The 25,936-nt window shown below is 63.7% G+C and carries 28 protein-coding genes; 9 read left to right on the forward strand and 19 right to left on the reverse strand.

The annotated features are described in order from the left end of the window. Positions 1-28: 28 nt before the first annotated feature. Both D2E23_RS01780 and D2E23_RS01785 read left to right on the forward strand, forming a co-directional pair. Positions 29-424, forward strand: a complete 396-nt coding sequence (locus D2E23_RS01780) for a hypothetical protein (protein WP_126029272.1) — start codon at positions 29-31, stop codon at positions 422-424. A 108-nt stretch (positions 425-532) separates the two neighbouring features. Then, positions 533-2,323: a zinc ribbon domain-containing protein gene (locus D2E23_RS01785; protein WP_126029273.1), complete on the forward strand. Its 1,791-nt coding sequence runs from the start codon at positions 533-535 to the stop codon at positions 2,321-2,323. Positions 2,324-2,437: 114 nt separating this feature from the next. Here D2E23_RS01785 and D2E23_RS01790 read toward each other — a convergent pair whose 3' ends face one another. Next, the gene (locus D2E23_RS01790) at positions 2,438-3,322 is read right to left on the reverse strand and encodes a nucleoside triphosphate pyrophosphohydrolase (protein ID WP_126029374.1); all 885 of its coding nucleotides are present in this window, start codon (positions 3,320-3,322) and stop codon (positions 2,438-2,440) included. 192 nt (positions 3,323-3,514) lie between these two features. Here D2E23_RS01790 and D2E23_RS01795 point away from each other — a divergent pair, with 192 nt between their 5' ends. Both D2E23_RS01795 and mmuM read left to right on the forward strand, forming a co-directional pair. After that, entirely contained in the window at positions 3,515-3,928 is a 414-nt protein-coding gene (locus D2E23_RS01795; RefSeq protein ID WP_126029274.1) for a lipocalin-like domain-containing protein, read from the forward strand. Between the two features lie 14 nt (positions 3,929-3,942). Next, positions 3,943-4,896 carry a homocysteine S-methyltransferase gene (mmuM, locus tag D2E23_RS01800; RefSeq protein WP_126029275.1) on the forward strand — a complete coding sequence of 318 codons (954 nt, stop codon included), beginning with the start codon at positions 3,943-3,945 and terminating at the stop codon, positions 4,894-4,896. A gap of 233 nt (positions 4,897-5,129) precedes the next feature. Here mmuM and D2E23_RS01805 read toward each other — a convergent pair whose 3' ends face one another. The 4 genes from D2E23_RS01805 to D2E23_RS01820 all read right to left on the reverse strand — a co-directional run bounded on the left by D2E23_RS01805 (position 5,130) and on the right by D2E23_RS01820 (position 9,784). Continuing rightward, positions 5,130-6,347, reverse strand: a complete 1,218-nt coding sequence (locus D2E23_RS01805; protein ID WP_206431967.1) for an Ldh family oxidoreductase — start codon at positions 6,345-6,347, stop codon at positions 5,130-5,132. 88 nt (positions 6,348-6,435) lie between these two features. Further along, positions 6,436-7,599: an MFS transporter gene (locus D2E23_RS01810; RefSeq protein WP_126029276.1), complete on the reverse strand. Its 1,164-nt coding sequence runs from the start codon at positions 7,597-7,599 to the stop codon at positions 6,436-6,438. Between the two features lie 234 nt (positions 7,600-7,833). Next, complete coding sequence (locus D2E23_RS01815; RefSeq protein ID WP_126029277.1) at positions 7,834-8,877, reverse strand: zinc-dependent alcohol dehydrogenase family protein; 1,044 nt, start codon at positions 8,875-8,877, stop codon at positions 7,834-7,836. A 70-nt stretch (positions 8,878-8,947) separates the two neighbouring features. Next, positions 8,948-9,784, reverse strand: a complete 837-nt coding sequence (locus D2E23_RS01820) for an SDR family oxidoreductase (RefSeq protein WP_126029278.1) — start codon at positions 9,782-9,784, stop codon at positions 8,948-8,950. A 165-nt stretch (positions 9,785-9,949) separates the two neighbouring features. On the opposite strand from D2E23_RS01820, the gene D2E23_RS01825 reads away from it, so the two are divergent. The 3 genes from D2E23_RS01825 (at position 9,950) to D2E23_RS01835 (ending at position 13,584) form a co-directional block, all read left to right on the forward strand. Then, a complete protein-coding gene (locus D2E23_RS01825) occupies positions 9,950-10,837 on the forward strand; it encodes a LysR family transcriptional regulator (protein WP_126029279.1) in 888 nt (295 codons plus the stop codon). 291 nt (positions 10,838-11,128) lie between these two features. Continuing rightward, positions 11,129-12,130 (forward strand): LacI family DNA-binding transcriptional regulator, encoded by a 1,002-nt coding sequence (locus tag D2E23_RS01830; RefSeq protein ID WP_241227169.1) that lies wholly within the window; start codon positions 11,129-11,131, stop codon positions 12,128-12,130. 266 nt (positions 12,131-12,396) lie between these two features. Beyond that, positions 12,397-13,584 carry an MFS transporter gene (locus tag D2E23_RS01835; RefSeq protein WP_126029280.1) on the forward strand — a complete coding sequence of 396 codons (1,188 nt, stop codon included), beginning with the start codon at positions 12,397-12,399 and terminating at the stop codon, positions 13,582-13,584. A gap of 82 nt (positions 13,585-13,666) precedes the next feature. Here the strand turns inward: D2E23_RS01835 and D2E23_RS11775 are convergent, their stop codons facing one another. Beyond that, entirely contained in the window at positions 13,667-14,176 is a 510-nt protein-coding gene (locus tag D2E23_RS11775; RefSeq protein ID WP_241227170.1) for a type II toxin-antitoxin system PemK/MazF family toxin, read from the reverse strand. After that, positions 14,163-14,408 (reverse strand): type II toxin-antitoxin system RelB/DinJ family antitoxin, encoded by a 246-nt coding sequence (locus D2E23_RS01845; protein ID WP_126029281.1) that lies wholly within the window; start codon positions 14,406-14,408, stop codon positions 14,163-14,165. Before D2E23_RS01845 ends, D2E23_RS11775 begins: the two co-directional genes overlap by 14 nt. Before the next feature lie 689 nt (positions 14,409-15,097). On the opposite strand from D2E23_RS01845, the gene D2E23_RS01850 reads away from it, so the two are divergent. Both D2E23_RS01850 and D2E23_RS01855 read left to right on the forward strand, forming a co-directional pair. Then, the gene (locus tag D2E23_RS01850) at positions 15,098-15,373 is read left to right on the forward strand and encodes an AbrB/MazE/SpoVT family DNA-binding domain-containing protein (RefSeq protein WP_164520624.1); all 276 of its coding nucleotides are present in this window, start codon (positions 15,098-15,100) and stop codon (positions 15,371-15,373) included. Between the two features lie 4 nt (positions 15,374-15,377). Next, a complete protein-coding gene (locus D2E23_RS01855) occupies positions 15,378-15,782 on the forward strand; it encodes a putative toxin-antitoxin system toxin component, PIN family (protein WP_126029283.1) in 405 nt (134 codons plus the stop codon). 98 nt (positions 15,783-15,880) lie between these two features. Here the strand turns inward: D2E23_RS01855 and D2E23_RS01860 are convergent, their stop codons facing one another. The 12 genes from D2E23_RS01860 to D2E23_RS01910 form a co-directional block, all read right to left on the reverse strand. Continuing rightward, complete coding sequence (locus D2E23_RS01860; protein WP_126029284.1) at positions 15,881-16,159, reverse strand: holin; 279 nt, start codon at positions 16,157-16,159, stop codon at positions 15,881-15,883. Positions 16,160-16,171: 12 nt separating this feature from the next. After that, a complete protein-coding gene (locus D2E23_RS01865; protein ID WP_126029285.1) occupies positions 16,172-17,017 on the reverse strand; it encodes a CHAP domain-containing protein in 846 nt (281 codons plus the stop codon). A gap of 178 nt (positions 17,018-17,195) precedes the next feature. Beyond that, positions 17,196-17,348: a hypothetical protein gene (locus D2E23_RS11545; RefSeq protein ID WP_164520625.1), complete on the reverse strand. Its 153-nt coding sequence runs from the start codon at positions 17,346-17,348 to the stop codon at positions 17,196-17,198. Beyond that, the gene (locus D2E23_RS01870; RefSeq protein ID WP_126029286.1) at positions 17,345-17,782 is read right to left on the reverse strand and encodes a hypothetical protein; all 438 of its coding nucleotides are present in this window, start codon (positions 17,780-17,782) and stop codon (positions 17,345-17,347) included. The genes D2E23_RS11545 and D2E23_RS01870 overlap by 4 nt, the downstream gene beginning before the upstream one ends. 24 nt (positions 17,783-17,806) lie before the next feature. Continuing rightward, complete coding sequence (locus tag D2E23_RS01875; protein ID WP_126029287.1) at positions 17,807-18,925, reverse strand: hypothetical protein; 1,119 nt, start codon at positions 18,923-18,925, stop codon at positions 17,807-17,809. A 123-nt stretch (positions 18,926-19,048) separates the two neighbouring features. Continuing rightward, positions 19,049-19,498 carry a hypothetical protein gene (locus D2E23_RS01880; protein WP_126029288.1) on the reverse strand — a complete coding sequence of 150 codons (450 nt, stop codon included), beginning with the start codon at positions 19,496-19,498 and terminating at the stop codon, positions 19,049-19,051. 10 nt (positions 19,499-19,508) lie between these two features. Beyond that, positions 19,509-20,774 (reverse strand): glycosyl hydrolase family 28-related protein, encoded by a 1,266-nt coding sequence (locus D2E23_RS01885; protein WP_126029289.1) that lies wholly within the window; start codon positions 20,772-20,774, stop codon positions 19,509-19,511. Next, positions 20,774-21,358, reverse strand: coding sequence for an Ig-like domain-containing protein (locus D2E23_RS01890; RefSeq protein ID WP_126029290.1), 585 nt, complete (start codon positions 21,356-21,358; stop codon positions 20,774-20,776). Before D2E23_RS01890 ends, D2E23_RS01885 begins: the two co-directional genes overlap by 1 nt. Before the next feature lie 3 nt (positions 21,359-21,361). Next, the gene (locus D2E23_RS01895; protein WP_126029291.1) at positions 21,362-21,871 is read right to left on the reverse strand and encodes a hypothetical protein; all 510 of its coding nucleotides are present in this window, start codon (positions 21,869-21,871) and stop codon (positions 21,362-21,364) included. A 29-nt stretch (positions 21,872-21,900) separates the two neighbouring features. Beyond that, a complete protein-coding gene (locus tag D2E23_RS01900; RefSeq protein WP_126029292.1) occupies positions 21,901-22,599 on the reverse strand; it encodes a hypothetical protein in 699 nt (232 codons plus the stop codon). After that, positions 22,596-23,690 (reverse strand): hypothetical protein, encoded by a 1,095-nt coding sequence (locus D2E23_RS01905; protein WP_126029293.1) that lies wholly within the window; start codon positions 23,688-23,690, stop codon positions 22,596-22,598. Before D2E23_RS01905 ends, D2E23_RS01900 begins: the two co-directional genes overlap by 4 nt. Further along, a complete protein-coding gene (locus D2E23_RS01910; protein ID WP_126029294.1) occupies positions 23,681-25,933 on the reverse strand; it encodes a fibronectin type III domain-containing protein in 2,253 nt (750 codons plus the stop codon). Before D2E23_RS01910 ends, D2E23_RS01905 begins: the two co-directional genes overlap by 10 nt. Positions 25,934-25,936 lie beyond the last annotated feature (3 nt).

The raw sequence follows: 25,936 nt of genomic DNA on the forward strand, positions 1-25,936 counted from the left end.
ACATTCGCGTCGAAGAAAGGAAACAATCATGAAGGAAACCACCACGGCAATCGCCGTCAACACCACCCACAACACAAAGACGCCGGTACGCATCGTCGCGGCGCTGTGCGCCATGCTGATCGCACTGTGCACGCTCTCGGGCTGCGGCTCGTTCAACATTCAGGGCACCTGGCAGAGCGTCGGCGAAGGCACCTGGGGGCAGGTGATCGGCAAGGGAGCCACCGTCACATTCGACAAGACCACCTGCAATCTGTTCAGCCCGCGCGACACATACCTGCTGGAGAAGAACTCGGACAACACCTACAAGCTAACCGTCACCGGACTGCTCGGCATGGGCGGCACGTTCACCGTCACCCCGGACGGCAACGACCGCATGACGTTGAAATCCGGCGACATCGTGCTGGAGTTCCAGCGCATCGAATGATCGTCGATAGTCCTCGCTCGGCGTGCTCGACCGGTTGATCGGGCACGCCGGGCATACGTATTTCCGCAAACGACACAACAATCATCGAACACACCCAAGGAGATCATCATGGAACCGATGTTCTGCAAACGATGCGGCAAGCCCGTCACCGCCGGCAGCCAGCAGTGCGAGGCATGCGGGGCTCCACTGACACCGCAGCATGGCCCTGACATGGCGAATGGCCAGACGCTCCCGGAACAGGCCTCTTCGCCCATGGGCACGACCGGTATACCGCCCGTAGGTGGACCGCCGCATCAGCCTCGGAAGAAACCCACCAAACGTCAGCTGACCGTCGTCGGCATCGTCGTGGTGGCGGTCATTACCGTCATCGCACTGATCGTGGGCGTCACGACATGGCGGCACGCGCAGGACGGCACGTCGTCCGCCACCGCGTCGGCCACGCAATCGTCATCGGCGACCGCTTCGCCCAGAAAGTCCAGCACGCCGAAACCGACCGTCTCCGCCACGCCGCAGGTGAGTTCGGTGACGATGACCAGCGTCATGTGCAACGGACGGGCCACAGACGTGCGGTGGAACTGGACCGGTGGCGCGATGGCCAGCAATCCTCTGGCCTGCTACAGCGATTCCAACCTCGCCAATGGAATCCTCACGTTCGGCCTGTGGACGCCGGCCATGACGCAGTCCAAGCAGTTCACCGTCACCCTGGCCGAATCCGGGGAACAACTGGAAAGCATGGGCAGCGACTTCATCCAGATCGCCGCGACCTACGGCGACAAGCCCGACGTGTACCTCATATACGAGATTAGGACCAAGGCCGTCGGCACCACCCCGGAGTCCGTTCACGCGTACGTCAGCCAGCTCAACGTGGAAACCGGCAAGCTTGGCAAGCGCATCGATCTGAATACCGCATCAGGCAATGAGAGCAACGGCGAACAGGATTACGGCTACAACTTCATAGCCTCATCCGATATCGCCATCGCCATAGACAAGAGCTGGACCACACAATCCGCTGGCCCCGATGGCAACAATGTGTACACGAACCATCATCAGGTACTGCGAATCCACGACAGCGAAATGATGGTCCTGCAGACATTCGAGCAGGCGGAAGATCAGGAACCGTCGATTGACGTTACGGCGTCGGGGGCCGACGATTTGTATCTGAGCGGAACTCGACTGTTCTCGATTGAGGACAATAAGCAGATCGGCACTCTCTCCTGCATTCTGAATTCGGATTCCTACAGTTGCGGAGGATACAGCACCATACGCAAACTTTCCGACACCTATTACGCATACAGCACCGGCTTCACCGGCTCCTATATTTTCAATGCCTCAGACGGCACGGTGCGGCAGATGGAAAACGTTCTCGGCATAGAGCCGAAGGACAGTGTTCTGTATACCGACAACGTCGCAGCCTGGGAGCAATGTTCCGATGGCTCACTGTACATCTGGATGAGCAGCAAGCGCGTGTTCACCATGGATCCGGATCTCAAGGTCACCGAGGTGCTCAACGGGGATCAGTGGAGCCGATTGCTGGACGGGTACGGGAACGGGCTCGAGGGCGTCAATTATTTGAACAAGACCCTATACGCGCGAACCACCGACGAACGTATCGTCGTCGATGCGCAGGGGCAGACCGTGGGCCGGTATACGGCGCATCCCAGCGGAAGCTCAAACTATGGGACCTCCCCAGATCCCACCGCGACGAAGTGGATCCTGTGGTTCGTGGGAGACACACCCGCCGTTACCAAGGGGCAGGAACCGGGATCATCGACCAGCTCCAGTTCAAGCAGTGCGAGCGGTTCAAGTGATACGAGCAACACAAGCAGTCCGAGCGGCACGGGCGGCTCCGGCAGCGGCTCATCCTCGACAGGCACGTCAAGCGGCAGTTCCTCGGACTGACACGGCCCCTCCCCGGCCCAGCCTGGCCCAGCGAACCCGCACCCATCCGAGCCGTACATCACCATCCTTAGTGTGATCACACTGACTTTCCACACTAAGGGTGAGGCTACGCGGTTATGCACGTCCTGCCCGGAGTGCCTCCTCTCGCTCGACAATGGAGGATTCGACGTCGCGCAGACGGTTGCGCAGGGCGGATTCGACGTCCACGCCGTCGGCCTGGGCGCGGCGGATGACGGCAAGAAGCTCATCGGCGTAGGCATCGGGAGTCGGTGCAGACTGCGCGGGCTTCTGCTGACCAGATACGGCTTGCGCGGTCCTTGAGGCGGAGTCGGGCGCAGCGGCTTCCGAGGCGGAGTCGAACGCCTTGAACAGTTTGTCGGCATCGGGCGACTTGGAGACGCGGGAGACCACCTTGGCGGCGCGCAGGAACGCTCCCTGCGTGTGCGAGATGCCGTCGAGCACGGACTTGCGGTGCTTCTCCTTCTGCTTCACGCGTTCCCAGAGGGCCAGCGTCTCCTCCGGGGTCTCAGGCGCGCGCTCCTCCGCCGCGCCGACTTCCGATGTCGCCGACGTGGAATCATCCGGCACGAACACGTGCGGATGCCGGGTGATCAGCTTGGCCACCAGTCGGTCGGCCACCTCGTCGATGTCGAACGGATCGTCGGGGTCGGTCTCGCACACGCGGGCCTGGAACACGGACTGGAGCAGTACGTCGCCGAGCTCCTCACGCATGTTGTCGCGATCGTCGGTCTCCACGGCGTCGATGTACTCGTACGTCTCCTCGAGCAGATGCTTGAGCAGGCTTCGGTTCGTCTGCTTGCCGTCCCACGGGCAGCCGCCGGGCGAGTAGAGAATGTCGACGATCGCCTTCACCCGGTCGAGCGCTGTCGGCGCCTGAGCGACCGGCCGCAGTTTTTCGCAATGCTCATAGCCTGCAGGCAGGTGATATTCCCGGCTTTCACTGCTCCCGCCGCTTCCGTTGACATCACCGTTTCTCATCTCGACGGCATTCGACTCAGTCATCGTCAATCTCCATTCCACGGGATTTCATGCCGCATCACGTGTCGTCGGCATCATGATCGAACACCATGGTAGACGAACTGCCGAACCGTACAATGCAGATACGGATACCCACGCCACTAGTGTGGAGATATCCGACGGCCATACGCCGACGACACAGGGAGGGCAACCATGACATTGGACGAACTGATCGGCACGTGGGAGATCGTCTCCTACACCCTGACAAAGGACGACGGCACCGTCTTCTATCCGTTGGGTGAGGACTGCAAGGCCTATCTGATCTACACGGCCGACGGGCATGTGTCCGCACAGATGTCCGCCATGGGACGACCCTCCTACGCATCCCACGACCTGCACGACGGCACGGTCGAGGAGATGGCCGCCGCGGCCCACGGATACATGGCGTATTGCGGCACGTACACGCTGGATCTGGAGCATTCGAACATCATCCACAATATCGAGATCAGCATGAACCCCACGTGGGAGAACCAGTCGCAGGTGCGACACATCTCCTACGATGGGGAGTTCCTTACCATCACCGCCGACGTCAACACCGCCAGGCTCGTCTGGCGCAAGACGAAGTAGGTGGTCGCGCAACCATGAGCATCATCACCAAGGCGTTGGCCACGCAATCCCCGCTGATCGTGGACGGGGCGATGGCGACCGAACTGGAAAAGCGAGGAGTCGACACGGCGAACGAACTGTGGTCGGCAATGGCGCTGATCCACGATCCGCAGGCCGTGCGGAACGTGCATCTGAGCTATTTCAAGGCCGGTGCGAACATCGCCATCACCAACACCTATCAGGCGAACATTCCCGCATTCGAGAGGATCGGCCTCAGCACTGCGGAGGCGCGACAGCTGATTGCAACCGCGGCACGCGAGGCGCTCGCGGCGCGCGACTCGTACCGTGCCTCCGCCTCCAAGCCCGGACTGGAAGCAGCAAGCGGCGGTCCCGGTCGCCCTTTGCTCGTCGCCGGTAGCGCGGGGCCATATGGCGCGTTCCTCGCCGATGGCAGCGAATACACGGGCGCCTACGAACTAACGGATGCGCAGTACCGGGACTTCCACCGCGAGCGCATGCGGATTCTTGCGGATGCCGGTGTGGATCTGTTCGCGTTCGAGACCATGCCGAACATGGGAGAAGTGCGCGCGCTGGCGGGATTGCTGCCCGAGGAGTTTCCGGAACATGAGGCCTGGGTGTCGTTCAGCCTGCAGGATGACGGGCACCTGTGCGACGGCACGCCGCTTGAGGAGGCCGCCGCCGAGCTTGATGGGAACGCACGGATCGCTGCGATCGGTGTGAACTGTGTGCCGCTGGACGTGGTCACGGCGGCGATCCGGCGAATTCGCACGGCCTCGGGCAAGCCGATCATCGTGTATCCGAACAATGGAGACCTCTATCATCCCGACACCAAGACGTGGACGCCGAATCCCAGCGGTCTGAGTCTGGCGCAGCTCGCCCCGCAGTGGGTCGAGGCCGGAGCCTCCCTGATCGGAGGCTGCTGCCGCACCACGCCGGAGGATATTCGGGGGCTATCGGCGAGTTTGTGAGTGGATTTGGAGGTCTGCAAACACCTATCCCCTATTTGTGAGGTCCTTGCTGAAATAGTCACCCCTTCCTCAGAAAGGAATTGAGGGCATATCCAGATAGTCATACGCGTAGCCTTATCCAAAATTGCGTCATACTCTTGGTCGGCTACTTTGGCAAGGACCTCACAAACGATAGATAGCTTGTTGCAAAGGCCTCCAAGGACCTCACAAACGGCAGATAGCTTCCCGTTTCGTCAGAACAGGCCTGAATGCGAGACGCCAAGCCGGTCGGAAACCGTTCGCAACGAGTCGACGGTCTCGGTATCGAGGCCCACCAGACCGGTTCGTGCATGCTGTTGGTAGGCGGCCTCTTCCTTGTCGCCATGCACGTACACGCGACGGCCGGGTGCCGCGGGAATACGCCGGATCTGCTCGAGGTATTCGGAGAACCTGGCGATGATCGCATCCGGGTCACCGAAGATCGCCGGATCGATGGCGGCGAAGCAATGGCCCACGCCATGCCGGACGCCGAGCCCGTCCACCTCACTGGACACGTTGCCTTGCGGCAGGATTCCGCAGAAGATCTCGGCGAGCATGGAGAACCCGTATCCCTTGTGGCTTCCGGTCAGTTCGCTGAGCCCGCCGACCGGAAGCATGCCGCCGTCCACGTCCAGTCCGGGGCGTGCCGGCACCCGTTTCGGATCCCAGATCGGCTCGTATCGATCGTCGACCATCCACGCTTCGTGAAGCTGCTTGTGTTCCTTCTCGCACACCTCGATCTTGCCGTGGGAGACGATGCTGGTGGCCGCATCGAAGAAGAACGGATGCGGTTCGGCCGGCATGGAGAATGCGATCGGATTCGTGCCGAGGAACGGGTGGGTGGCATACGTCGGCAGCACGATCGGTCCGGTGTTCGTGGACGCGAAGCCGAGCAGCCCTTTCTCGGCGGCCATGTTCGTGTAGTATCCGGCGGCGCCGAAATGGTTGGATTCGCGCACCGTAACGATGCCGATGCCGCTCGTCTTCGCCTTCTCGATGGCAAGCTCCATCGCCATGTCGGAGGTGAGCTGGCCCATCGCATGGCGGCCGTCGATGACCGCGCTGACCGGCGTCTGTCGGACGATCTCGGCATGGGCGTTCACGTCCACGCCGCCATCCGGGTTCGTGATCAGCCGATCGTACATGCCGACGCGCTGCAGGCCATGCGAATCGATGCCGTGCAGTTCTGCGAACATCAGCGAGTCCACGATACGCGAGCTGTCCTCATCGGTGAACCCGTATGCACGGTAGAGTCGCTTGGCCCAATCCTTCAGCGCCGTGACCGAATAGGAATGGGTCGCTTGGATCGCTTCCCTGTGATCAGCCGAATCATGGCTTTCGTCACGGCTGTCGTCATGGTTGGCAGCGCTTGCGACCGAGGCATCGGACCTGTCGGTCATGCTCGCATCATTGGTATCCGTCACGTTGGTCATGCACATCCCCCTGTTTCGCGTATATCGACGTCAGGCCACAATACGCCCGGACGATGTCATTCGTCGGATACGGCTCAGCCTTCAGGCCTCAGCCGCGAGCCTCCTTGCGCTCGAAGCACAGGGCGAATGCAAGCAACAGCAACACTGCGGCCGCGGTGAACGGCAGTCCGGCGAGACCGGTGACGTGATAGTTCATGCCGGAGGCGTTCAGTGCCATGCCGCCGACCAGGGAACCGACGGCGTTGCCACCGTTGAAGCCGATCTGCACGGCCGCGCCGCCGATGAGCTCGCCGCCGCCCTTGCCGGCATCGGCCATAAGCAGCATCTGCGGACCGTTGATGAAGAACAGACCGAACGCGATCCAGAAGGTAAGCAGGGCGCAGGTGGCCAGATTACCTGGCACGAGGAACACCATGAGCAGACCGATCGCGGAGATCGTCTGTCCGACGGCGGCGGTCACGGAATGCAGCCAGCGGTCGGCCAGATGTCCGCCGGCGAGGCCGCCGACCACCATGCCGAATCCGGCGAGCATCATCAGCAGCGGTACGAACTGGGAATCGTAGCCGCCGGTCTTCTGCAGCCACGGGGAGACGTAGCTCCACCAGCAGAACACGCCGGAGTTGCCGACGAACACGGCGCCGAGCACCAGCCACGGGCCGGGCTTGGCGAGGAAGCGGAACTGGCCGGCGAGTCCGGCGTCCGGAACGGCGGGGATAAGCGGCATCCACGCCAGTGTGAGCACGATGGTAAGGGCGGCGCCGAGGGCCAGGATCACGAAGGCGAGACGCCAGTCGAGGTATTCGGCGAGCAGCGTGCCGGCGGGCACGCCGAACATGTTGGCGATGGTCTGTCCGGTGACCATCACGGACACGGCCTTGCCCTCACGTCCCTTGTCGGCGAGTGCCTTGGCGATGACCGTGCCGGTGCCGAAGAACGCGCCGTGCGGCAGACCGGCGATGAATCGGGCGATGACGAGCACGATGGCGTTCGGCGCGGCCGCGCTCATGGCGTTGCCGATCAGCGCGAGGGCCATGAACAGGATCACCAGATGCTTCGGGCTGGTCTTGCGTCCGAACACGAGCATGGTCACGCCCACGCACACGCCGATCGCATATGCGGAGATGAAGTGGCCGGCGGTGGGGATGGAGACGTGGGTGGCCGATGCGGCCTGGGGCAGGATGCCCATCATCACGAATTCGGCGGCGCCGAGCACGAAGGCTCCGGCGGCAATGGCGAGTAGGCTCTTCTTCACTGTCGTGTTCTCTTCTTTATATACGTGGACGGCACAATAGAACTCATATAGGATAACGCAAAATGTTACCGCTCACAAACTTAGGCGTCGCATACAGCCTATATTCGTCCCGTATACGAAAAGACCCGTCCCGGATCACGCCGGAACGGACATCGGAAGGAGGAGGGTCGCTTTCCTGGACGTCGGAGAGAATCAGAACTCGACCGTGCCGCCGCGCTCCCCCATCAGGGCCCCTCAGATCTCGCCGATATTGATCAGCGATTTGACGACGCGACGCTCGCTCATTGCCTCGTAGGCGTCCTGAACGCGGTCAAGATCAAATGCTCCGGTGAACATGCGGCCAGGGTCAATCATGCCGGAAAGCACCGCGGGCAGCAGTACATCACGATCGTAGGTGGCGACAGACGCGGGACCGCCCTTCAGTCCGATGTTGCGCCAGAACAGGGCATCCACGTCGATGTGCGCGTCATGCGGCACACCCACGCGGCCCACGGTCGAGCCGGGACGGCCCACACGCACGGCCGTCTCAATGGATTGCGCCGAGCCGACGCATTCAAGCACCGCGTCCGCGCCGCTGCCGCCGGTCAATTCCAACACTCGGTTCACGGCGGCATTGCCACGTTCAGGCACGATATCGGTCGCCCCGGACTCGCGAGCAATGGCGGCGCGGTCCTCATGACGGCTCATCGCGATGATGCGGGAGGCGCCGAGCATGCGGGCGGACAGCACGCCGGACAGACCCACCGCGCCGTCACCGAACACCACGGCCGTGTCCCCAGGCTTGACTTCGGCCGAAACGGCGGCATGGTAGCCGGTCGCCATCACATCGGCCAGGGTGAGCAGCGAATTCAACACAGCATCGCTGTATGACTTCGGATCGCCGGGCACCTTCACCAGCGCGGTGTCGGCCTTGGGGGCGCGCATGGCTTCGGCCTGGTAGCCGGCGTTGCCGCCCGGCTCGGCGTTCGTGCAGTTCGCCTCGAAGCCGGCACGGCACGCGGCGCAACGCCCGCAGCCGTGCGTGAACGGAACGATCACGAGATCGCCGGGCTTGAGCGTTCGCACGTCCTCGCCGATCCGGTCGATGATGCCGATGGCCTCGTGACCGGTCAGGGAGCCGTGCTGCCGCTGCGAGATGCCGCGGAACCACCACAGGTCCGAGCCACATACGCACGCCTTGATCACGCGCACGATCGCGTCGTCCGGCTTTTCGATCCTCGGCTCCGGAACCTCATGCACTTCCATCCGGCCGGGTTCGATGAATACCGCTGCCTTCATGGTTATCTCCTTTGCGTTAGCTGTGGTAACTGCGTTATCTGCGTTGGCCGTCGCTCGACCCGTGACCGTTTCACGGCCGCAACGGCCCGTAGAAGTAGCTGGCGGTGGCACCACCGTCGACGAGCACGTCGGTTCCAGTGATGAACGCACCACGATCAGACATGAGCAGTTCGGCCACGTTCGCCACCTCATCGGCGGTGCCGGGACGTCCGGCGGGGCACTTGGCGAACATGGTCTTGTAGAAGTCGCCACGCGGCCCGTTGAATTCGTCGATGGCCAACGGCGTGACGATGATGCCCGGCGAAATGGAGTTGATTCGCGCGCCACGCTCGCTCCAGCGCACGGATTCCGCCATCACACGCTTTTCGTTGCATCGCTTAGCCAGCTGGTAGGCGTGCAGGGTGTCGCGGATGTTCGCCGGCTGCAGCAGGTCGAGCGACAGCAGTTCCTCGGCGGGCGTGGTGGCGAGCTGTTCGTCCTCCTCGGGCGTGAGCTGCCTCATGCGGTGACCGGACTGGCTGGAGATGGTCACGCCCACGCCGCCCGGCGCAATGACCTTGCCGGCCTCTTCCAACAGCACCGCCGTGCCATACAGATCGACGTTGAGAATCGTCTCGATGGACGCCTGGCTCGGCGAGACGCCGGCCGCATTGATCAACATGGTGATCTCGCCCATCCCCTGCGCCTTGGCGATGGCCGAGCGGATCGAATCGCGCGACGCCAGATTCATGGTCGTCGGCGTACACTCGAATCCGGCATCGGTCATGATCCGAGCGACGGCTTCGGCATTCGCCGGATTCTTGTCACCCACGAGGATGCTCATGCCATATCCCATACGCCTCGCGATGGCCATGCCGATCTGCCCGGCACCGACCAACAGCATCACCTTACGACGTTGTACAGTCATACCAAGTCCTTTCGCACTATCGTCCATCGTTCGCGCAAACGTTGAACTTTACGATATGCCCGCACTCAATCCATTACAAATACGACTTTTATATCCCATTACATCAAAAAGTCGTATACAATTTTCTTCATCACACCACATCCAGTCAGAACGAAAACGACAACCATGGAACTCAAGGCGCTACGCAATTTCATCACCGTGGTCGACGAGGAGGGCGTGACCGCGGCGGCCGACGTGCTGCACGTCAGCCAGCCGACGCTCTCCCGGCAGATCAAAGAACTCGAAAACGAACTCGGAACGACGCTGTTCACCCGCGGCACCCGCAGCCGCACACTCGAACTGACCAGTGAAGGACGACTGCTGTATCGTCGAGCCAAGGAAATCACGGAACTCGCCGACCGCACCGCAACGGAAATCGCAGTCAGAGAGGAAGTCACCGGCGATATCCATATCTCCGCCGCGCAAAGCGTCGTGATGCGCACGGTTGCGAAAGCCATGGTCCGCCTGCACGACAAACACCCGCGGGTACGCGTACATCTGCACGACGGCTACGGCGTCAACATCACGGAACGGCTCAACAACGGCTTGGCGGACTTCGGCGTGCTCGTTCAGCCCACCGACATGAGCCACTATGATTTCCTGCCCCTGCCCGGCGGCGATCCGATGGGCTTGCTCATGCGCCGCAACCATGAACTCGCCACCCACGATCGCATCACCGCCGGCGACATCAAGGGGGTGCCGGTTATTGTGCCACACGGCGTACTGGTCCGTCGCAACCTGTCCGGCTGGTACAGGTACAACGGCGAAGATCTCAACATCATCGGCACGATGAACCTGCTCTACAACGCGAGCCGCTTCGTCGAAGAAGGGTACGGCTGCGCGATCTGCCCGGCGGGCCTGGTGGACGCCTCCGGGAAATCCGACCTCACATTTCGTCCACTTGAGCCACCGGTATACACGAAACTGGCCATCGCATGGAAGAAAAGCCAACCGCTCACCCCAGCCTCCACCGCGTTTCTCGACGAGCTCCGCGCCGTACTGCAAGGCGCTTGAGACTTCGGCACGTTGGAGCTGAACTCGGCCCATCTCCTGCGCCGAATCCCCATGTCATGGTCGAAGAACGGCACGAAGATGCAACACAATCTCCATGACGATTGCATCTCATTAGGGATGAGAATGGGAAGAACACCGGCTGGACGATAAGGCATGGTCTCGATTGAGAACAACCAAGAGGCATGTCGCTCCGCGTCCGGCGGAGGTTCTGTACACTGTATTGGAGCTATGGGCCGCAGTTGCCGCGGCGTAATACATGGCGTCCACGGGCTATCGGCATGGAGGATGGATATGGAAGTCGGATCCGTCACGATACGTGATGTGGCGAGGCTCGCCGGGGTGGCGCCGTCCACGGCATCCCGCGCCCTGAACGGGGGATCCGCCTCCGAGAAAACCCGGATGAAGGTGCGCCAGGCCGCGCAGACCCTGAATTTCGTGCCCAATCAGGCGGCGAAGCAACTGACTTCCGGTAAATCGGACATCGTGGCGATCATGGTGCCCGAGGAACCGGATTTCGTATTCCGCGACGCCTTCATCTCGGGGATGATCGCCCAGCTGGCGTCCACGCTTACGGCCGCGAACCTGCTGCCGTTCCTAGCACTTACCAAGCCGCATGACGCCCGGGAATTCCTCAATGTGCTCAAGGGATCGGGCGCGGTGGGCGTCGTGGTGATCAGCTTCCACTATTCCAAGCCGTTCGCCGACGTACTGAAGCAATGCGACAAGCCCATCGTATGCGTCGGTACGCCGGATCCGGCCATGCGGTACCCGTACGTCGATGTCGACAATTTTCAAGGCGGATATGATGCGGCCACGTTGCTGCACGACCGTGGTTGCCGGCATGCGGCGGTGATCGCCGGACCGACGAACATGCAGGCGGCGGTATTGCGTACGCGGGGCGTGATCGCCGGGCTAGAGGCACTGGATATGGAACCGGTTGCAATCATCCATGGGGAATACGGATCACAACATGGCGAGGAAGCAATGCGGAGGATCCTCGCCGAACATCCGGAAACGGACGGCGTCTTCGCGCAGTCCGATGAGATCGCGGCGGGGACATTGCACGCGCTGCTGGACTGCGGCAAACGCGTTCCCGACGATGTGGCGCTGATCGGCTTCGACGATTTTCATGTGGCGCGCGTTGTCTCCCCGGGACTGACCACCTTCGCCCAGCCACTGGCCGCCATGGCGCAAACGGCTACGCAGATGCTGTCCGAGCGCCTGGAAACCGGCGAATGGCAGCGTCGCGCCATCCTGTTCCCCGCTCCCGTGGTGCGTCGCCAGAGCGCCTGAACGTCCAGCTCCCGAACCCGGGAGCCGCCGGTATCCACCGGGCGATGTTGCGATTCATCGGTGCGACGCCATGCATGACCGCACTCGGCATCACGCAGCCGTCGGCATCGCGCGACCCTTGGCATCTTCTGCTGTTTGCCGTTTTCGTTCGACACCCCGTCGTGACTTGTAGAACGAGTAGCGTATGATGCACACGGAATGGAACCGTTTCCATTCCGCTGATGCAGTATCGACACGCACGAACACAGTCACAGTCAGAAGGAAACATGAAGAGAAGTCTGCTTGCCCTGGCCGCCGGATCGTTCATCCTCGGCGCGGCCGAATTCGTGATGATGGGCATTCTGCCGCAGGCCGCGGCCGCCACCAACGTGGACATCCCGACCGCCGGCCACTACATCTCCTCGTATGCACTCGGCGTGTGCTTCGGCACGCTCATGCTCGTCTTTGGCCGCAAGACGCCGCCGAAGAAACTCATCATCCTGTTCATGGTCATCGCGTTCGTCGGCAACGCGCTGTCCGCATGCGCGATCAACGCCCCCATGCTGCTCGTCACGCGCTTCATCGCCGGCCTGCCGCACGGCGCGTTCTTCGGCACGGCCACGGTCGTCGCGAAGGAACTTGCCGATCCAGGCAAGGAGGCGCAGTCCGTCTCGATGATGGTCGCCGGTCAGACCATCGCGAACATGCTCGGCGTCCCGGCCGGCACGCTGCTCGCCGAATTCCTCTCGTGGCGACTCACGTTCGCGTTCCTCGCCGCATGGGCGGTGATGACGGTCATTCTCGTAGCTGCGTGGGTGCCGCAGGTCGCGCCGATCAAGGATGCGGGCATCAAGGGCCAGTTCCGATTCCTCACCAAGATCGGTCCGTGGCTGATCATTGCCGCAATCTTCACCGGCAATGCCGGCGTGTTCTGCTGGTGGAGCTATGTCTCGCCGTGGCTGCAGAAAACCGGCGGCTGGGCCAGCGCGCTGGTTCCGCTGTTCATGATGCTCGCCGGATTCGGCATGGTCGTCGGCGGTCTGGCCGGCGGCTGGGTGACCGATCATTGGCGCCACGCAGGCACCGCCTCGCTCGGTCAGACGATCTCCTGCATCGGCCTGCTGATGGTGCTTTTCGTGCCCGGCAACCACGCCACGACCACCATACTCACGTTCTGGATCGCATTCGGCCTGTTCTTCGTCAACGCGCCGCAGCTGCTGCTCATGGCCGAGGCCGGTCAGGGCGGCGGCGAGCTGATCGCCGGCGCGGCCGCGCAGGTCGCGTTCAATTTCGGCAACGCGGTCGGTTCGGCGGTCGGCGGCATGACGCTCAACGCGTTCTCAATGGACTACCGGTTCACCGGTCTCGCCGGACTGCCGTTAAGCATTCTCGGCGTCGCGCTGCTCGCGCTGTACTCGTGGCGGTACGAGACGGATACCGACGCGATCCACCGTCTGCGCGAAGTACACGTGTAACGGCACCGGCCTGGCATCGTCGTTCGTTCTCGTGGAGCGGTGTGGGGCGTGATCGCGAACCGTGCCCCACACTGCCGCGTGTCTACGCGGCGTCTTCGCCGTCCATCCCCGCAAACCAGCCCGATTTGGTCGGATGCGTCGCGAGCGTGATCTGCTTGAGTACGGTGTACTCCTTGAGCCCGCCGTCCACACTCATGCCACTCTGCCGGTGCGGACTGACCGACATGCCCGACGCATCATTCATATACGTGTTCACCCACATGATGCCCGTATCCACATTGCCGCACACCCGCAGCGCACGCCCGATGCTTGCCATGGCGGCATCATCGACCACGCCGACTTGGTATCCCAGCAGTTTGCGGTCGACGGTGACGATCTTGTCCGTCATCACATAACTCACCTTGTTCAGGCCATTCTCCGGATTCGGTTCCAATCGGACCCGCGTGTCGATGCCGGAGGAATCGTATGAGGTCAGCAGACAGGTGATGACGGAGTCGAATCGGTCGACGGCATCGTTCTGCACGATGACGACCGGCCGTGGTTTGCTGGCATAGCCGTCGGCCTGCAACGTCCAAATCTCACCGCGCTTCACCGGACATCCTCAATGCGAGGCGACTGGCGTATTCGGTGGCCTCCCGTTCGGATGCAAACGGCTCCACATCATTCCGCGGCAGTCGCACCTCATAGGGGAACCCACGGTAATCATTGAACGCGATGATGAACATACGCAAGGCATCGGCCGGAGTGGTGCCCAATTGTCGGGCGGTCTCCTTGAACAGTACGGCCTGCTCATCATCAACCCGCGTGGCAATCTGCATGCTCATAACCACTCCTTATTGCTATTTACTATCTTTTTGCACCGTTATTACATCAAATATTTGACTTCAGAGTGAAGCTATCTTTGTTCCGGAACCGATACGCAAAATAAAGGAATGCCTGCATTCGGCCGCCAATTGGGTCGCCTAATGTGAACGCCAAACACGCCACCGGCCTTTTCGGCGATCGCCTTATAACAAGAGAGCCCACTCCCCCAAGCCTAGGATTCGCATAGATCGGATCCGGCTGCTCCATGGTGCTGCTAAACGAATCGATATTCTTCACATCAAAGCCGACAGAGATCCCATACCATTCGGATGGGTCGGCATGCTTGACACCGTTCGCAAATAATGACGGGCTCCACTCTCCTTGATCGAAGAACGGAGCCCGGTCGCGTACGCAAAGTCAGCGGAGCCTATCGCAAATCGCGTAATAACTAAGTGCAATTCCTCCGTTAACGCAAATTTACAACAATCGGGTATCTACCCGACAACTACTTTGACACGTTGAACTTGAATCTTTATCAGTCTCTCATTTCGCAGTGTTTCCAACGCCTCGCGGGTCTTCGTTTCGGCACGGGCACTCTAAGGGCACTCTATTTTGTTGTCGAGAACCATTGTATGCGCTTATTGACCACGTATAGCACTGTTCGCTACAATAATGATTGTAAGGAATGCATTACTTAAGGAGGTGCGTTATGAGCGTGGTGATGGATGTGGCGAAGGTGACCGCCAAGGGACAGATCACCATCCCCGCCGACGTGCGCGAGGCGGTCGGCATCCGCGAAGGAGACAAGGTCGTGTTCGTGCGCATGGACGACGGCACCGTGTCCCTGCGCAACTCGAACCTCGAGGCCATCCAGCGGGCGCAGGCCGGATTCAACGGCGCGGCCGAGGAGGCCGGACTGTCCAACGAGGACGACCTGACCGCTCTCATCAAATCGGTGCGACGGGATCGCGCCGCGAAGGGGTGAGCGCATGCGCGTGATGATCGACACCAACGTGCTGCTGTCCGCCGTGATATTCCGGTCGACGAACTCGGCCAATGTGATCGTCGACGCCGGACGCGGGAACAACACGCTGCTGCTGTCCACGTACACGATCGACGAGGCCCGCGAGGTCGTGGCCCGCAAGTGGCCTGCTCGCGCGGATGTGCTCGAGCAGTATCTGCTCCAGCTGAGCTTTGAGACCGTGGTCACTCCCCTGACCCCCAAGCCCGGACTGTTCGAGATCCGCGATCCCCTCGACTATCCGGTGCTCTACTCGGCGATCATCGGAGCGGCGGACGTGTTCGTGACCGGAGACAAGGACTTCGACGACGTGTCCGTGTCCAGCCCGGCCATAGTCACCCCAAGCGAATACATGAGTATCTTCGCCCGGTAGAAACAGAGAAAAGTCCCCCGAATCCACCGCATCATGCGGATGGATCCGGGGGACTTTCGTGGATTATGACTGAATTCAGCATTGACGCACTGATTCGTTTATTTGGTGAGCATTTTTTGCAGGCTGGTGCCGTTGTCGACCTCGGGGATGCCGGCGATGCTGGTGAGCAGGCTGACGATGGCGGCCATGACGGCCACGCTGCCGATGTTGGCCCAGTCGACGGTCAGGATGCCGACGGCTCCGGTGCCGATCACGGCCAGGGCGGCCTGGGCGGCGGTCTTGACCGCACGGATCCCGGCGGCCCTGGCCCACAGGACGGGGTTCGACGTGGTGTCGGCCGAGGCCGTCTCGGCCGAGTGCTGCGGAGGCTCTCCCATAGTTGCTCCTTTCTAGAATTTTCCTTGGTTGAGTCGGGTCTGGAGTGCTCGGCCGAGTCCGTATCCCCAGTTGGTCCAGGGTTTCATGTTCTGGGTGGCGACGCCGAGGTGGCGGTGGAGGCCGTCGATGTACTTGGGGCCGGCGAGTCCGTCGACCTTGCCCGAGTAGATGCCCTCGTTTTTGAGGATCTCCTGCGTGCGGCGGACGAGTTGGGAGCCGTCTCCCCCGTATGCGTAGGACTGCAGGGCCGGGCGCGCGTAGCCGGAGGGGCGCACCTGTCCGGTGATCACGCCGTCGACGCTGGTGCCCAGGATCTGCTGCCAGCGGCCGATGGTGGCCGGACCGCACGAGCCGTCGACCTGCAGCGTGCCGTGGCCGATGCCCTCGAGGCTGCCGGACGCGCCCGTGTACGCGGGGCGCAGGATCGCGGCGACCGTGCCCCACGAGCGGGTGCGGCGAGCCACGGCACCGTTGTTGGTGTTGCCCTCGATGGTCTGCACGTAGGATCCGCGGTTGATCTCCACGAAGCCGATGTGGTCGACCTCGCCGCCGTCCCAGTTGAAGATGATCAGGTCGCCCGGCTGGGCGCTGCGCGTGGTGACCTGTCGGCCGGCGTTGCGTCCGTCGCGCAGGATGTAGGGCACGTACGCGGCCGGCATGCCGGGGAACGACTGGCCGGCCCGGTCCAGGCACCATGACGCGAACATGGCGCAGAACGGCACCCCGCTCGTACCGAAGTAGGATCCATGGGACTGGGCGTACCATCGGCCGTATTTGGTGCCGGGCTCGGGGTCGGCCCAGCGGCTGTAGCCGAGCTCTCCGGCCGCGATCCTCAGTACGTCATTCGCCGTCGCCACTGTGCATCACCTCCAACGGTTCGGTCACGTCCGGCGTGCTGTCCGCACGACTGGACCCCGACGCGAGATTCTCTTCACTTGGTTCGCCCATACGGGCCTCCTTTCCGCCCCTGTCGGGGCACATGGAAAAGGCCGCCCCGGTCGGGACGGCCTTGGAACTATCGGCTGGCTCCCCCGCTCATGGCGAGAGGAGGAACGGGAGCACGACCAGCAGGGCGAGCACGCGCAGCAGCACGACCAGCACGACCACGCCCAGCGCGACCAGCAGGGCGAGCGTCGTGACGGCAAGCAGGACGAGCAGCAGCGCGCGCAGGATCTCGCGCCCGCTCACCGGTACTCCCAGTCGCACTCGGTCTCCCGGCGCACGTAGTCGGCTTTGAGCGCGTCGTAGCGCGCGTGGCCCAGACCGTTGCCGCCGAGCGCGAGGTACTCCTTGCCGGCCTCGAGCTGGCGTTCGTGCTGGGTGCGGGTGTTGGTGTGCGCGAACATCTCGATGCGCAGCACGTCCAGGCGGATCGCCCGCCGGTCGCGCTCGGACTCGTCCAGACGCGTGTAGTCCCTGTCCAGCTTGGATTCGAGGGCGAGGATCACCGGGGACTCGGCCAGGGCGCGGTCGAGCTCGTCGCGGGTGATGGTCATGTCGTGCCGGTCCAGGTGCCGGTCGATCCGGCGCAGGATCCACGCGAGCACGCCGCCCGAGCCGACCGACGCGACGAGAAACGCGCTCCAGAACTCCGGAGAGGCGAACAGTTGGGGAAACGGCACGATATGGGTCCTTTCGGATCGGAATCAGTTGGCTTGTTGGTCCCACGCGTGTAGTGCGTCGGGCACGTGGCGTTGGGCGAGCTGGCGCATGGTGAGGCATTCGAGCCGTCCGGCGTCGACGAGGGTCTTGACCCTGTCGAGCAGGGCGGTCCATTTGGATCGTTCGATCTGGGTGGTGTCGCTGCCCTGGCCGTCGGCGACGATCTTGTGTTCGGTGACGACGATGATGGCGCCGAGGTCGGCCCATGTCTCGAGGCTGTCGGCGACGTTCTCGTAGCCGACGGTCGGGATCTCCCGGTGGGTGGGGTCGATCGCGAGGGTGGGTCCTCCCCCGTAGGTGCCGCGGATGAGGGGCCATCCGTCGGCGGCGAGCTGTCGGGTGTAGGCGGCGCCGAGCCGGTTGTTGGTGGACGCGACGTAGCTGGCGCGGGGCATGGTGGGGATGTCGCGCGCGGCGTGCATGCGTTGGATGACGGGCGTCCAGTCGCCGCTCGTGTAGTCGATGTCCTCGTCGTGTCCGCTGTACACGCCGTTGTCGGTCAGCCCGGCGGCGAGCAGGTGCGCGACGTTCTCGGCCGTCCACGTCGAATCGTTGGCCCGGTCCCACGTGAACGTCAGACCTCGCGACTGGTACATGTCGATCATGTCGGTGTCGACCAGGCTCGGGCTGATGTCGTGGGTGAACACGATGACGCTCCGGGGCGTGGGCGGGTCGATCAGGAGGCTGTCGATCCAGACCGAGCCTCCCGATTCGCTCCTCCACTGGACGGTCAGACCGGTCTGCCAGGCCATGTCGTCGTACAGGCACAGGTTCCAGCCGGCGTGCAGACCGGTGTAGATCGTCCCGCCCATGACAGTCGTGCCGTTGCCGCCGCCGTTGCCGCGGCCGATCATGATCTGCGTGGTCGTGGCGTTGTCCCCGGCCGTCCGGGAGGGCAGGGCCGCGGGCTCCACCCACGCCCACAGGCCCACGCGCCGCGGCGCGGCCGTGCCCTTGTGGTCGGGGAACAGGAGCGCGGTCACGGTCCGGCCGGCCCCGGCGGTCATTTTGACGGCCTGCGGGGAGTATTTCACGTGCGCATCGTCCAGGCTGACGCCGGCGGGCGGGTCCGTGGGCAGGCTGGGCGCCTGCGGGTCGATCACCGTGACCGGGACGCTCGTGGTGATGTTCCCGGCCGTGAGGGTGAGGGTGGTCGAGCCGCGTTTGAGGCCGGTCAGGCTAAGCCCCCCCCGATGCGATTCTGGTTGGTGGTCATTGGTGTTCCTTTACTTGGTTTTGACAAGGCGTGCGCCGATGGTGTCGTTCACCGCGGCGCCCTTGGCCGCGCTGAACTGGCAGCGGGCGTCGACGGGCTCGTCGACGACGATGGTTTTGACGGTGCCGAGCGATGAGCTGTGCCAGGTGTTGCCGATGCCGATCTGCGCGATCAGATTGGCCGTTCCCCCGATTCCGGTGAGCTCGTAGGTTCCGGGCTCGAGGGTGACGGTCGTGCCTACGCTGGATCCGTACTGGCCGCTGCTGGTGCCCTCGGCGTGCATGCTATATGGTCCGACGCGGGTGAACGTGACGCCGTTGACGTCCGTCTTGCCCGCGATGTCAGGCCACAGGCTGGTGACCTGGACCGGCAGCGTGACGGCGAGCGTGGGGCTGGTCCGGCTGGTCACGGTGATGGTGGTGTCGCCCACGTCCAGGGCGTTGATCTCGTATGCGGTCATGATGCTCCTTTCAGATGGTGCGGATGGCGGCGGCCTCGAGGCTCGCGGTGAGCCGGTGCCCGTCCCAGGTGCACCGGCTGGTGTGGATCCACAGGGGGATGGGCGTGCCGGCCGGCACGGTGTCGCTGACGGTCAGGATCCGGGCAAGGTCGTCCATGGACGGCACGTGATCCGCCGGCAGCGGGCCGTCGGCGGGGGTGGGCCGCCACCACGAGTCCGACAGGATGGTCAGGTCCACGGGGCCGAACATGGGGCTGCCCGAGCCGGTGTGGCGGTATTCGATGGCGTGCGGCCAGCAGAAGCGGCGCGGGGTCTCGTCCTCGTCCAGATAGGTCGCGTCGCCGCCCACGCCGGTCAGCTCGATCCGGCTGGCGTTCCACGTGGCTGTGTCGATGACCACGGCGGCGCCCTCGCGTCCGGCCGTGGTGTCGGTCCGCCAGTGGTTGACCGCGCAGCGCACGCCCTGCACGTTGACGGCGTGGCACGCGCCGGCACGGACGTGGATGATCGCCTCGCCGATGAAGTCGGCCGAGATGTTGCACAGGTTGCTGTTGTTGCCCGTCACCAGGATCGCGTCATGGGCGATCTCGTCGATGCGCACGTCGGACACGAGGTCGTTCCACGTCACGTTGACCGCGTCGACGCACGTGTAGATCCTCGAGCGGGTGAGCATGCTGTCCGCGCCCATGCTCGCGCCCAGACCGCAGGACTGGATCTGGCAGCCCGTGCACGTCTGGTACTGGGCGACCGCGACGCCCGTGCCGCTCATCCCCGAAATGAGACAGTCCCGCACGCCGCGGGCGCTGACCCCGTTCACGTCCGGCCGCAGGACCGTGGACCGGCACCAGTCGCCGCGAGCGTCCGTGCCGGGACGCGTCCGGTCGATGTCGAACCCGATGCTGTCGCTGACGACGCGCAGCCCGCGCACCTCGCCATCGGAGCGGATCAGCGTGACGCCGGACTGCCGGCACGCCGAGAAGTCCAGGGTCGCGCCGTTCGCATGATCGCTCGACACGTAGGTCGCGTCCCCGTGCAGCACGCTGCCGTACGGCAGCGTCAGCGGACGGCTCAGCAGGTACGTGCCCGCGGGCACCCAGACCGCCCCGCCCACGCCCGCCGAACGGATAGCCTCCTCGAACGCCGCCGTGTCATCGGCCAGCCCGTCGCCCACGGCCCCGTGGTCCATGACGGACACGCTGCCCGGCTGGGCACGCCGTTCCAGACTGGTGAGCCGCTCGGACGTGATCAGCTCGCCACGACGCCACACGCGCGCCATCACGACGGCCCCCCGGCCAGGGCCGCGTCCACGGTCCCCTCGTCCGCCGTCGACGACGCGCTGGCCACCGCCACCACATCCGGATCGGTGGACACGACCGACACCTCCTGACTCGCCCCCGCAGGCAGCACCGAAACCATCAGATCCACACGCTCGCCCACACGCAACGTCACCGGATTCGGACTGACCGTGATCGACTCGGGCACATACGCGCACGCGACCGACACCGCCGGACTCGTGAACCCGCCCACCGTGGCCGTCACCCGCACGGTGCCGCCACGCCGCCATACCAGCGTGTTCCCCCTCATGATGGCCACGCCCGTGTCCAGCGAGCGCCAGACGACACCTGATTCGGTGAACGTCTCGGTGTGGCCGTCGCCGTACGTGGCCACGGCCGCAAGCGCCACGCTGCCGTTGACCGGGAGCGTGGACGGGACCGGGCCGCCGGTGGCGGTGGTGATGGTTACGTTGGTGACGGTGGTTGCCGGTGTGGGCCATATGAGTTTGCCTGCGATGCAGGCGTTCCATGTGTGGCCGCCCATGATGGGTGGTTGCATGGTGTGTTGGCTCATGACTGCTGGCATGGGTCAGCCCTCCATGAGTTCGTCGTCTGTGGTTTTGGTCTGTTCGGCGGCTTGCGTGGCGGCGGCGAGCGCGGTTGCGGTTTCGTCGAACCAGACGATCATGTCGTCGGGGTGTTGGGTGGAGAGTTCCTGTGCGGCCTGTTGGCTGGTGGCGACGCGTACCTGTAGGAGGCGTCCGCCGATCATTGTGGTGGGGGTCCAGGTGGCGGGGTCGACGTCGGTCAGGTCCGTGTAGTCGATGGTTTGTTTGCTGTCGGGGACGGTTACGTATCGGTCGTATGAGTTTGTGGTGCCGGGTAGTTCGGCCACGTGCCAGATGTATGTGCCGTCCGTGGCTGGCAGGTTGATGGTGGCGGTGCCCTGTTTGTCGAGGGTGATGTCGAATGGTTCTCGCACGATCACGTTCTTGTTTGTGTCGATGCGGCGTTTGGCTTGGAATCGGATGAGTCCGTCGGCCATGGGTTCGAGGCCTGTGGGGGTGTGTCGTTTGAGGGTGATTTTGATTTGTGTCATGGGTTCTCCTTGTGTTGCTGGTATGGGGTTTATGCGATGGTGAGGCGTGCGTATCGGCAGACGCCGTTGGTGCCCCATTCGGCGTCTTTCCAGGTGTCGCTGTTGCCGTTGGTGCTGATGCTCATTGAGCCGTATTTGTAGGTGTTGAGTCGGATGTCGTAGGTGTCGTATGGGAGGTACACGCTTCCGGTTGTGGTCCAGCGCATGGTGCCGCCGCGTTTTTGTGGGCTGATGTTGCTCCAGTGGGCCTTGAGTGTGCCTTTGGGGTCGGTGAATGTGAATTCCATGCCGTATTCGCCTTCTCCGCTGATGCAGGCGGCGATTTCGCAGTGGATCAGTCCTCCGCAGGTGGTGGTCTCGTGTTTTTCCTCGTATCGGTCTCCGTCGTTCATGGCCGGGGTGCCTTCCCATGTGCTGGACCATGAGAACAGGGGTTTGGCTGCTCCGGTTCGGGCGAGGATGCCGGTGACGTAGGATTGTCGCCCGTAGGTGGTGACGAGGACGCGGTCGCCTGGTCGTGCTCTGGCGCAGGTCGTGGTGACGGGGATGGCGTGCAGGGTGCCGCCGGCCATGGTCAGGTCGGCGGTGAGGCTGCCGTTGGTTGCGGTGATGCGTTGGATGGTGGCGAGGCGCTGGCTCATTCCCGGTCCGGTTGGGGCGAGGTCTCGGATGAGGTCGAGTCCGAGTCTGCGGCCTGCGGTGCGGGCGTTCTGGAGGTCGTCGGTCATCGGCTGAAGCTCCTTGCTTCGGTTTCCACTGGCAGGCCTGCGGTGAGGCTGATGGTCTGGGTGCGGATGGCGAGGTCCGTGGTCACGTCGCCGGTCGGGTAGCCGAGGCGGATCACGTCGCCGATCGTGACGGGCGCGTAGATGTGCGTGAAGGTGACTCTACGGATCACGCTTTGCGCGGTGGCGAGTAGTTCGGCGGCCTTGGCGTCGGCCATGGATTGGGCGTCCGTGTCCGACATGCCGTCGGGGATGTCGTTGTATGTGTAGGTCTCGCTGATGACGCGGCCGCGTGTGATGGTGCTGAATGCTGATGCCGGGTCGTCGTCCACGGCCAGGCCGCGGATGTCGCGTTCCTGGTCGGAGTAGATGACGATGATCTGGTTGCGGGTGTCGAACCAGTCATGCTCGTCGGTCATCGACCGGACGAACCGGGCGTCCGGCCCCTCGGTGAATGTCCATGATGGGGACCGGTCCTTGGGCTGCACGTAGGGGGTGAGTACGACGCGTCCCATGGGGTCGGTGCGTGCCGAGTTCCATCCCATCAGGGTCAGTAGTTCGTTGATTGCGGAGAGTTTGCTTTTCTGCGCGGTGTCTCCCATGCCGAACGTCCAGGTGGTGCCCATCCGCCAGTCCGATGCGGGATGGTCGGCCACCGTCAGCCCGGCCTCGCGGATGGTTTCGTCGATGAATGCGAGCGGGTCCTCGCCCGCCTGCAGTGACACCGGGTAGGGGAACTGGTCGTCGGCCAGTTCGCGCAGTCTGCCGTACAGGGTCAGTGGCGTGGTGTCCGCCTGGCCGCCGGTGACCTCTCGTTTTGGCCCGTCGGGCAGGAATGTGCCGAGTGCGATCGATTCGCGGGTGCCGTCCTCGTAGTCGAGGTCGGCCCAGACGCGCAGCAGTGGTGCGGTCAGGTCGGTGTCGCCCACGTAGTCGAGGCTGGCGGTTTCGGTCACGTCGGTGTCCTGGTTGCGGGTGATGGTCCCTCCGTGCAGGATGCCGTCCACTCGGCCGGTCTCGCTTCCGGTTTCACGGTCCACGCGCATCATGCGCAGCGATGTGGTGAACTCCATCAGATGGTGTGTCAGGTCCACTGGGGTTCCTTCCAGGCGAGTTCGGTCAGGTCGGCGTCGAACTGGACGGTGGGACCGTCCGGTTTGAGCTGTTGGGAGATGTCGACGCGTACGCGCATGCGGCTGCCGTCCATGTTGCGGAACCATGCGGTCGAGTTGTCGCGGCTCAGTCGTCGGATCCGCCGGTAGAGGCTGCCGTCGCCCCAGTCGTATCGGGAGCTGACGGACAGGGTGTTGTCGAGGTATCCCATTCGGTAGCTGACGGGAAGGCCGAGCGTGTCGCCGGATGCGAAGTGGTATTCCTCGGTCGCGGCCCGTGGCTTTTCGGACACGGTGAATGCGCCTCCGATGGGCAGTGCGTCGGCGGCGTCCGTTCCGAAGTTCAGGCAGCAGCAGTCGGTCTCGATGAGACAGTCGACCGTGGTGGTGCTGCTGGCGCCGGATTCGCTGACGGCCACGGCCTCGATCTGGTAGGTGCGACGTAGCGGGGGCAGTCTGTCGATGCCCTGCTGGCCGTCCATGAGCCGGGTGGCGATCACGGTCGTGTCGGCGTCGATGATGCGGCGCAGCAGGATGTGGTCGGTGGCCGGCTGGCCGTCGGCGGGTGTGCCGTACCGGACGGTGTGGGTGGCGGAGAGCGTCGTCATGTCGATCATGGTTTCCACGCTTGGCGTGGCGGGCGGCGTGTAGTCGACCGTGACGAGTTTCGTGGCTGCGCTGGTCAGTGTGCTGCCGCCGCGGATGGTGACGGTGACGAGCAGTTCGCTGCCGTTGGCGGGCAGGTAGTCCGCGGCGTGGATGGTGAGCGATCTGTTATCCGGTTCGGGCGTGGTCTCGTAGACGGTGCGCCCGCCGCTGCTGATGGTGACCTTCTGCTGGCTGACGCCGGTGGTGTCGGACACGGCCCACGCGATGCGGAACGGCAGTTCCCTGATGGTGTCGTCGGGGGCGGTGAGCGTCACGTTGGGTGGTGTGGCGACGGTGAACGATATGGGGTTGCTCCAGGCGCCCCAGTCGGCGTGCAGGCCCTTGGTGCGCACGCGCAGCGTGTAGGAGCCCGGCGACAGTGCGCTGGCGCTGTTGGCCTGGTCTCCCTTGATGTCGGTCACGTGGGGTCCCGAGCTCAGGCCCGACAGTTCGATCTGGGCTGCCGCCTGGGCGGTGCCGTCGGGGTGGTTCGGCGTCCACGTGATGCGGACGGGAGGCGTGCTGGCGTCCCATACCGATCCGGATGACGGGGATGTGACCGTGGGGGCGAGCGGCGGCATGATCGTGGTCACGTTGTTCGAGGTGACGTAGCCGCTGAACGTGCCCTCGCCGCCGTTGTCGTACGTGAATCGCCATGCTCGGGCCCGGTAGACGATCGTGCCGGCGGGCGCGGTCGTGTCCACGTAGGTGACCTTGTTGTTCTGCACGGTCAGGCCGCGGCTGACCGACGTCCATGTGCCGCCGTTGTCCGTGGATCGTTCGAAGTCAACGCTCCACGCGTAGGAGCCGGATGTGTCGGCGGTGACGGTCACCTCGCTGTCGCCGGTCTTCACCGCGGTCAGTGAGCGTGGCGTGGCGGGCGTGGTGTAGATGAGCGCGGAGTCGACGTGCGACGAGTCGCCGGCCTGGTTGCGCGCGTACAGGGCGAACTGGTAGCAGGCGTTCGCCTGCAGGCCGCCGAACGCGTAGTTGGTGGCGCTCCAGTCGAGCACGCGGGTGCCGTTGCCTCCGGGCTGGTCGCTCCATGCGCCCCAGTCGGCGCCGTTGTTGCGGCCGCGCCAGGCGATGATGACCTGCTTCCATGGCTTGAGGTTGTCGTTGTCCCAGTTGGATCCCCAGCTGATGTCGATTCTCGTGTCGTCGACGCGGCGGAACGACACGTCCTTGGGCGGGTTGGGGTTCTTGTAGTTGATGCCGCCGACGGGTACGTCGCAGGACGCGTTGGACGTGCCGCCGTGGTAGTTGGAGGGGAACTCGACGCGGGCGGAGCAGTTGATGTTGCGCGCGTCGTCGATCTTCGCCACGCGTAGGTCGCCCGTGCAGACGGTGACCTCGCTGTTGTCGATCCTGTGCGAGCCGGAGTTGTCGGTGTGGCCGACCTGCACGCCGTTGATCCATACGGTGGCGCGCACCCAGCCCTGCAGGGCGTAGCCGGCGCGCGTGGACTGCCATCGGGCTTCGACGTGCAGGTTGTCGGACACGTCGTCCCAGCTGGTGACCCATGCGGCCACGTGGCACCGCCAGTCCACGACGATGTTGCCGTACCCGTCTGCCATGCG

Origin of the sequence: Bifidobacterium callimiconis, from assembly GCF_003952005.1 — a bacterium.
Classification (GTDB): domain Bacteria; phylum Actinomycetota; class Actinomycetes; order Actinomycetales; family Bifidobacteriaceae; genus Galliscardovia; species Galliscardovia callimiconis.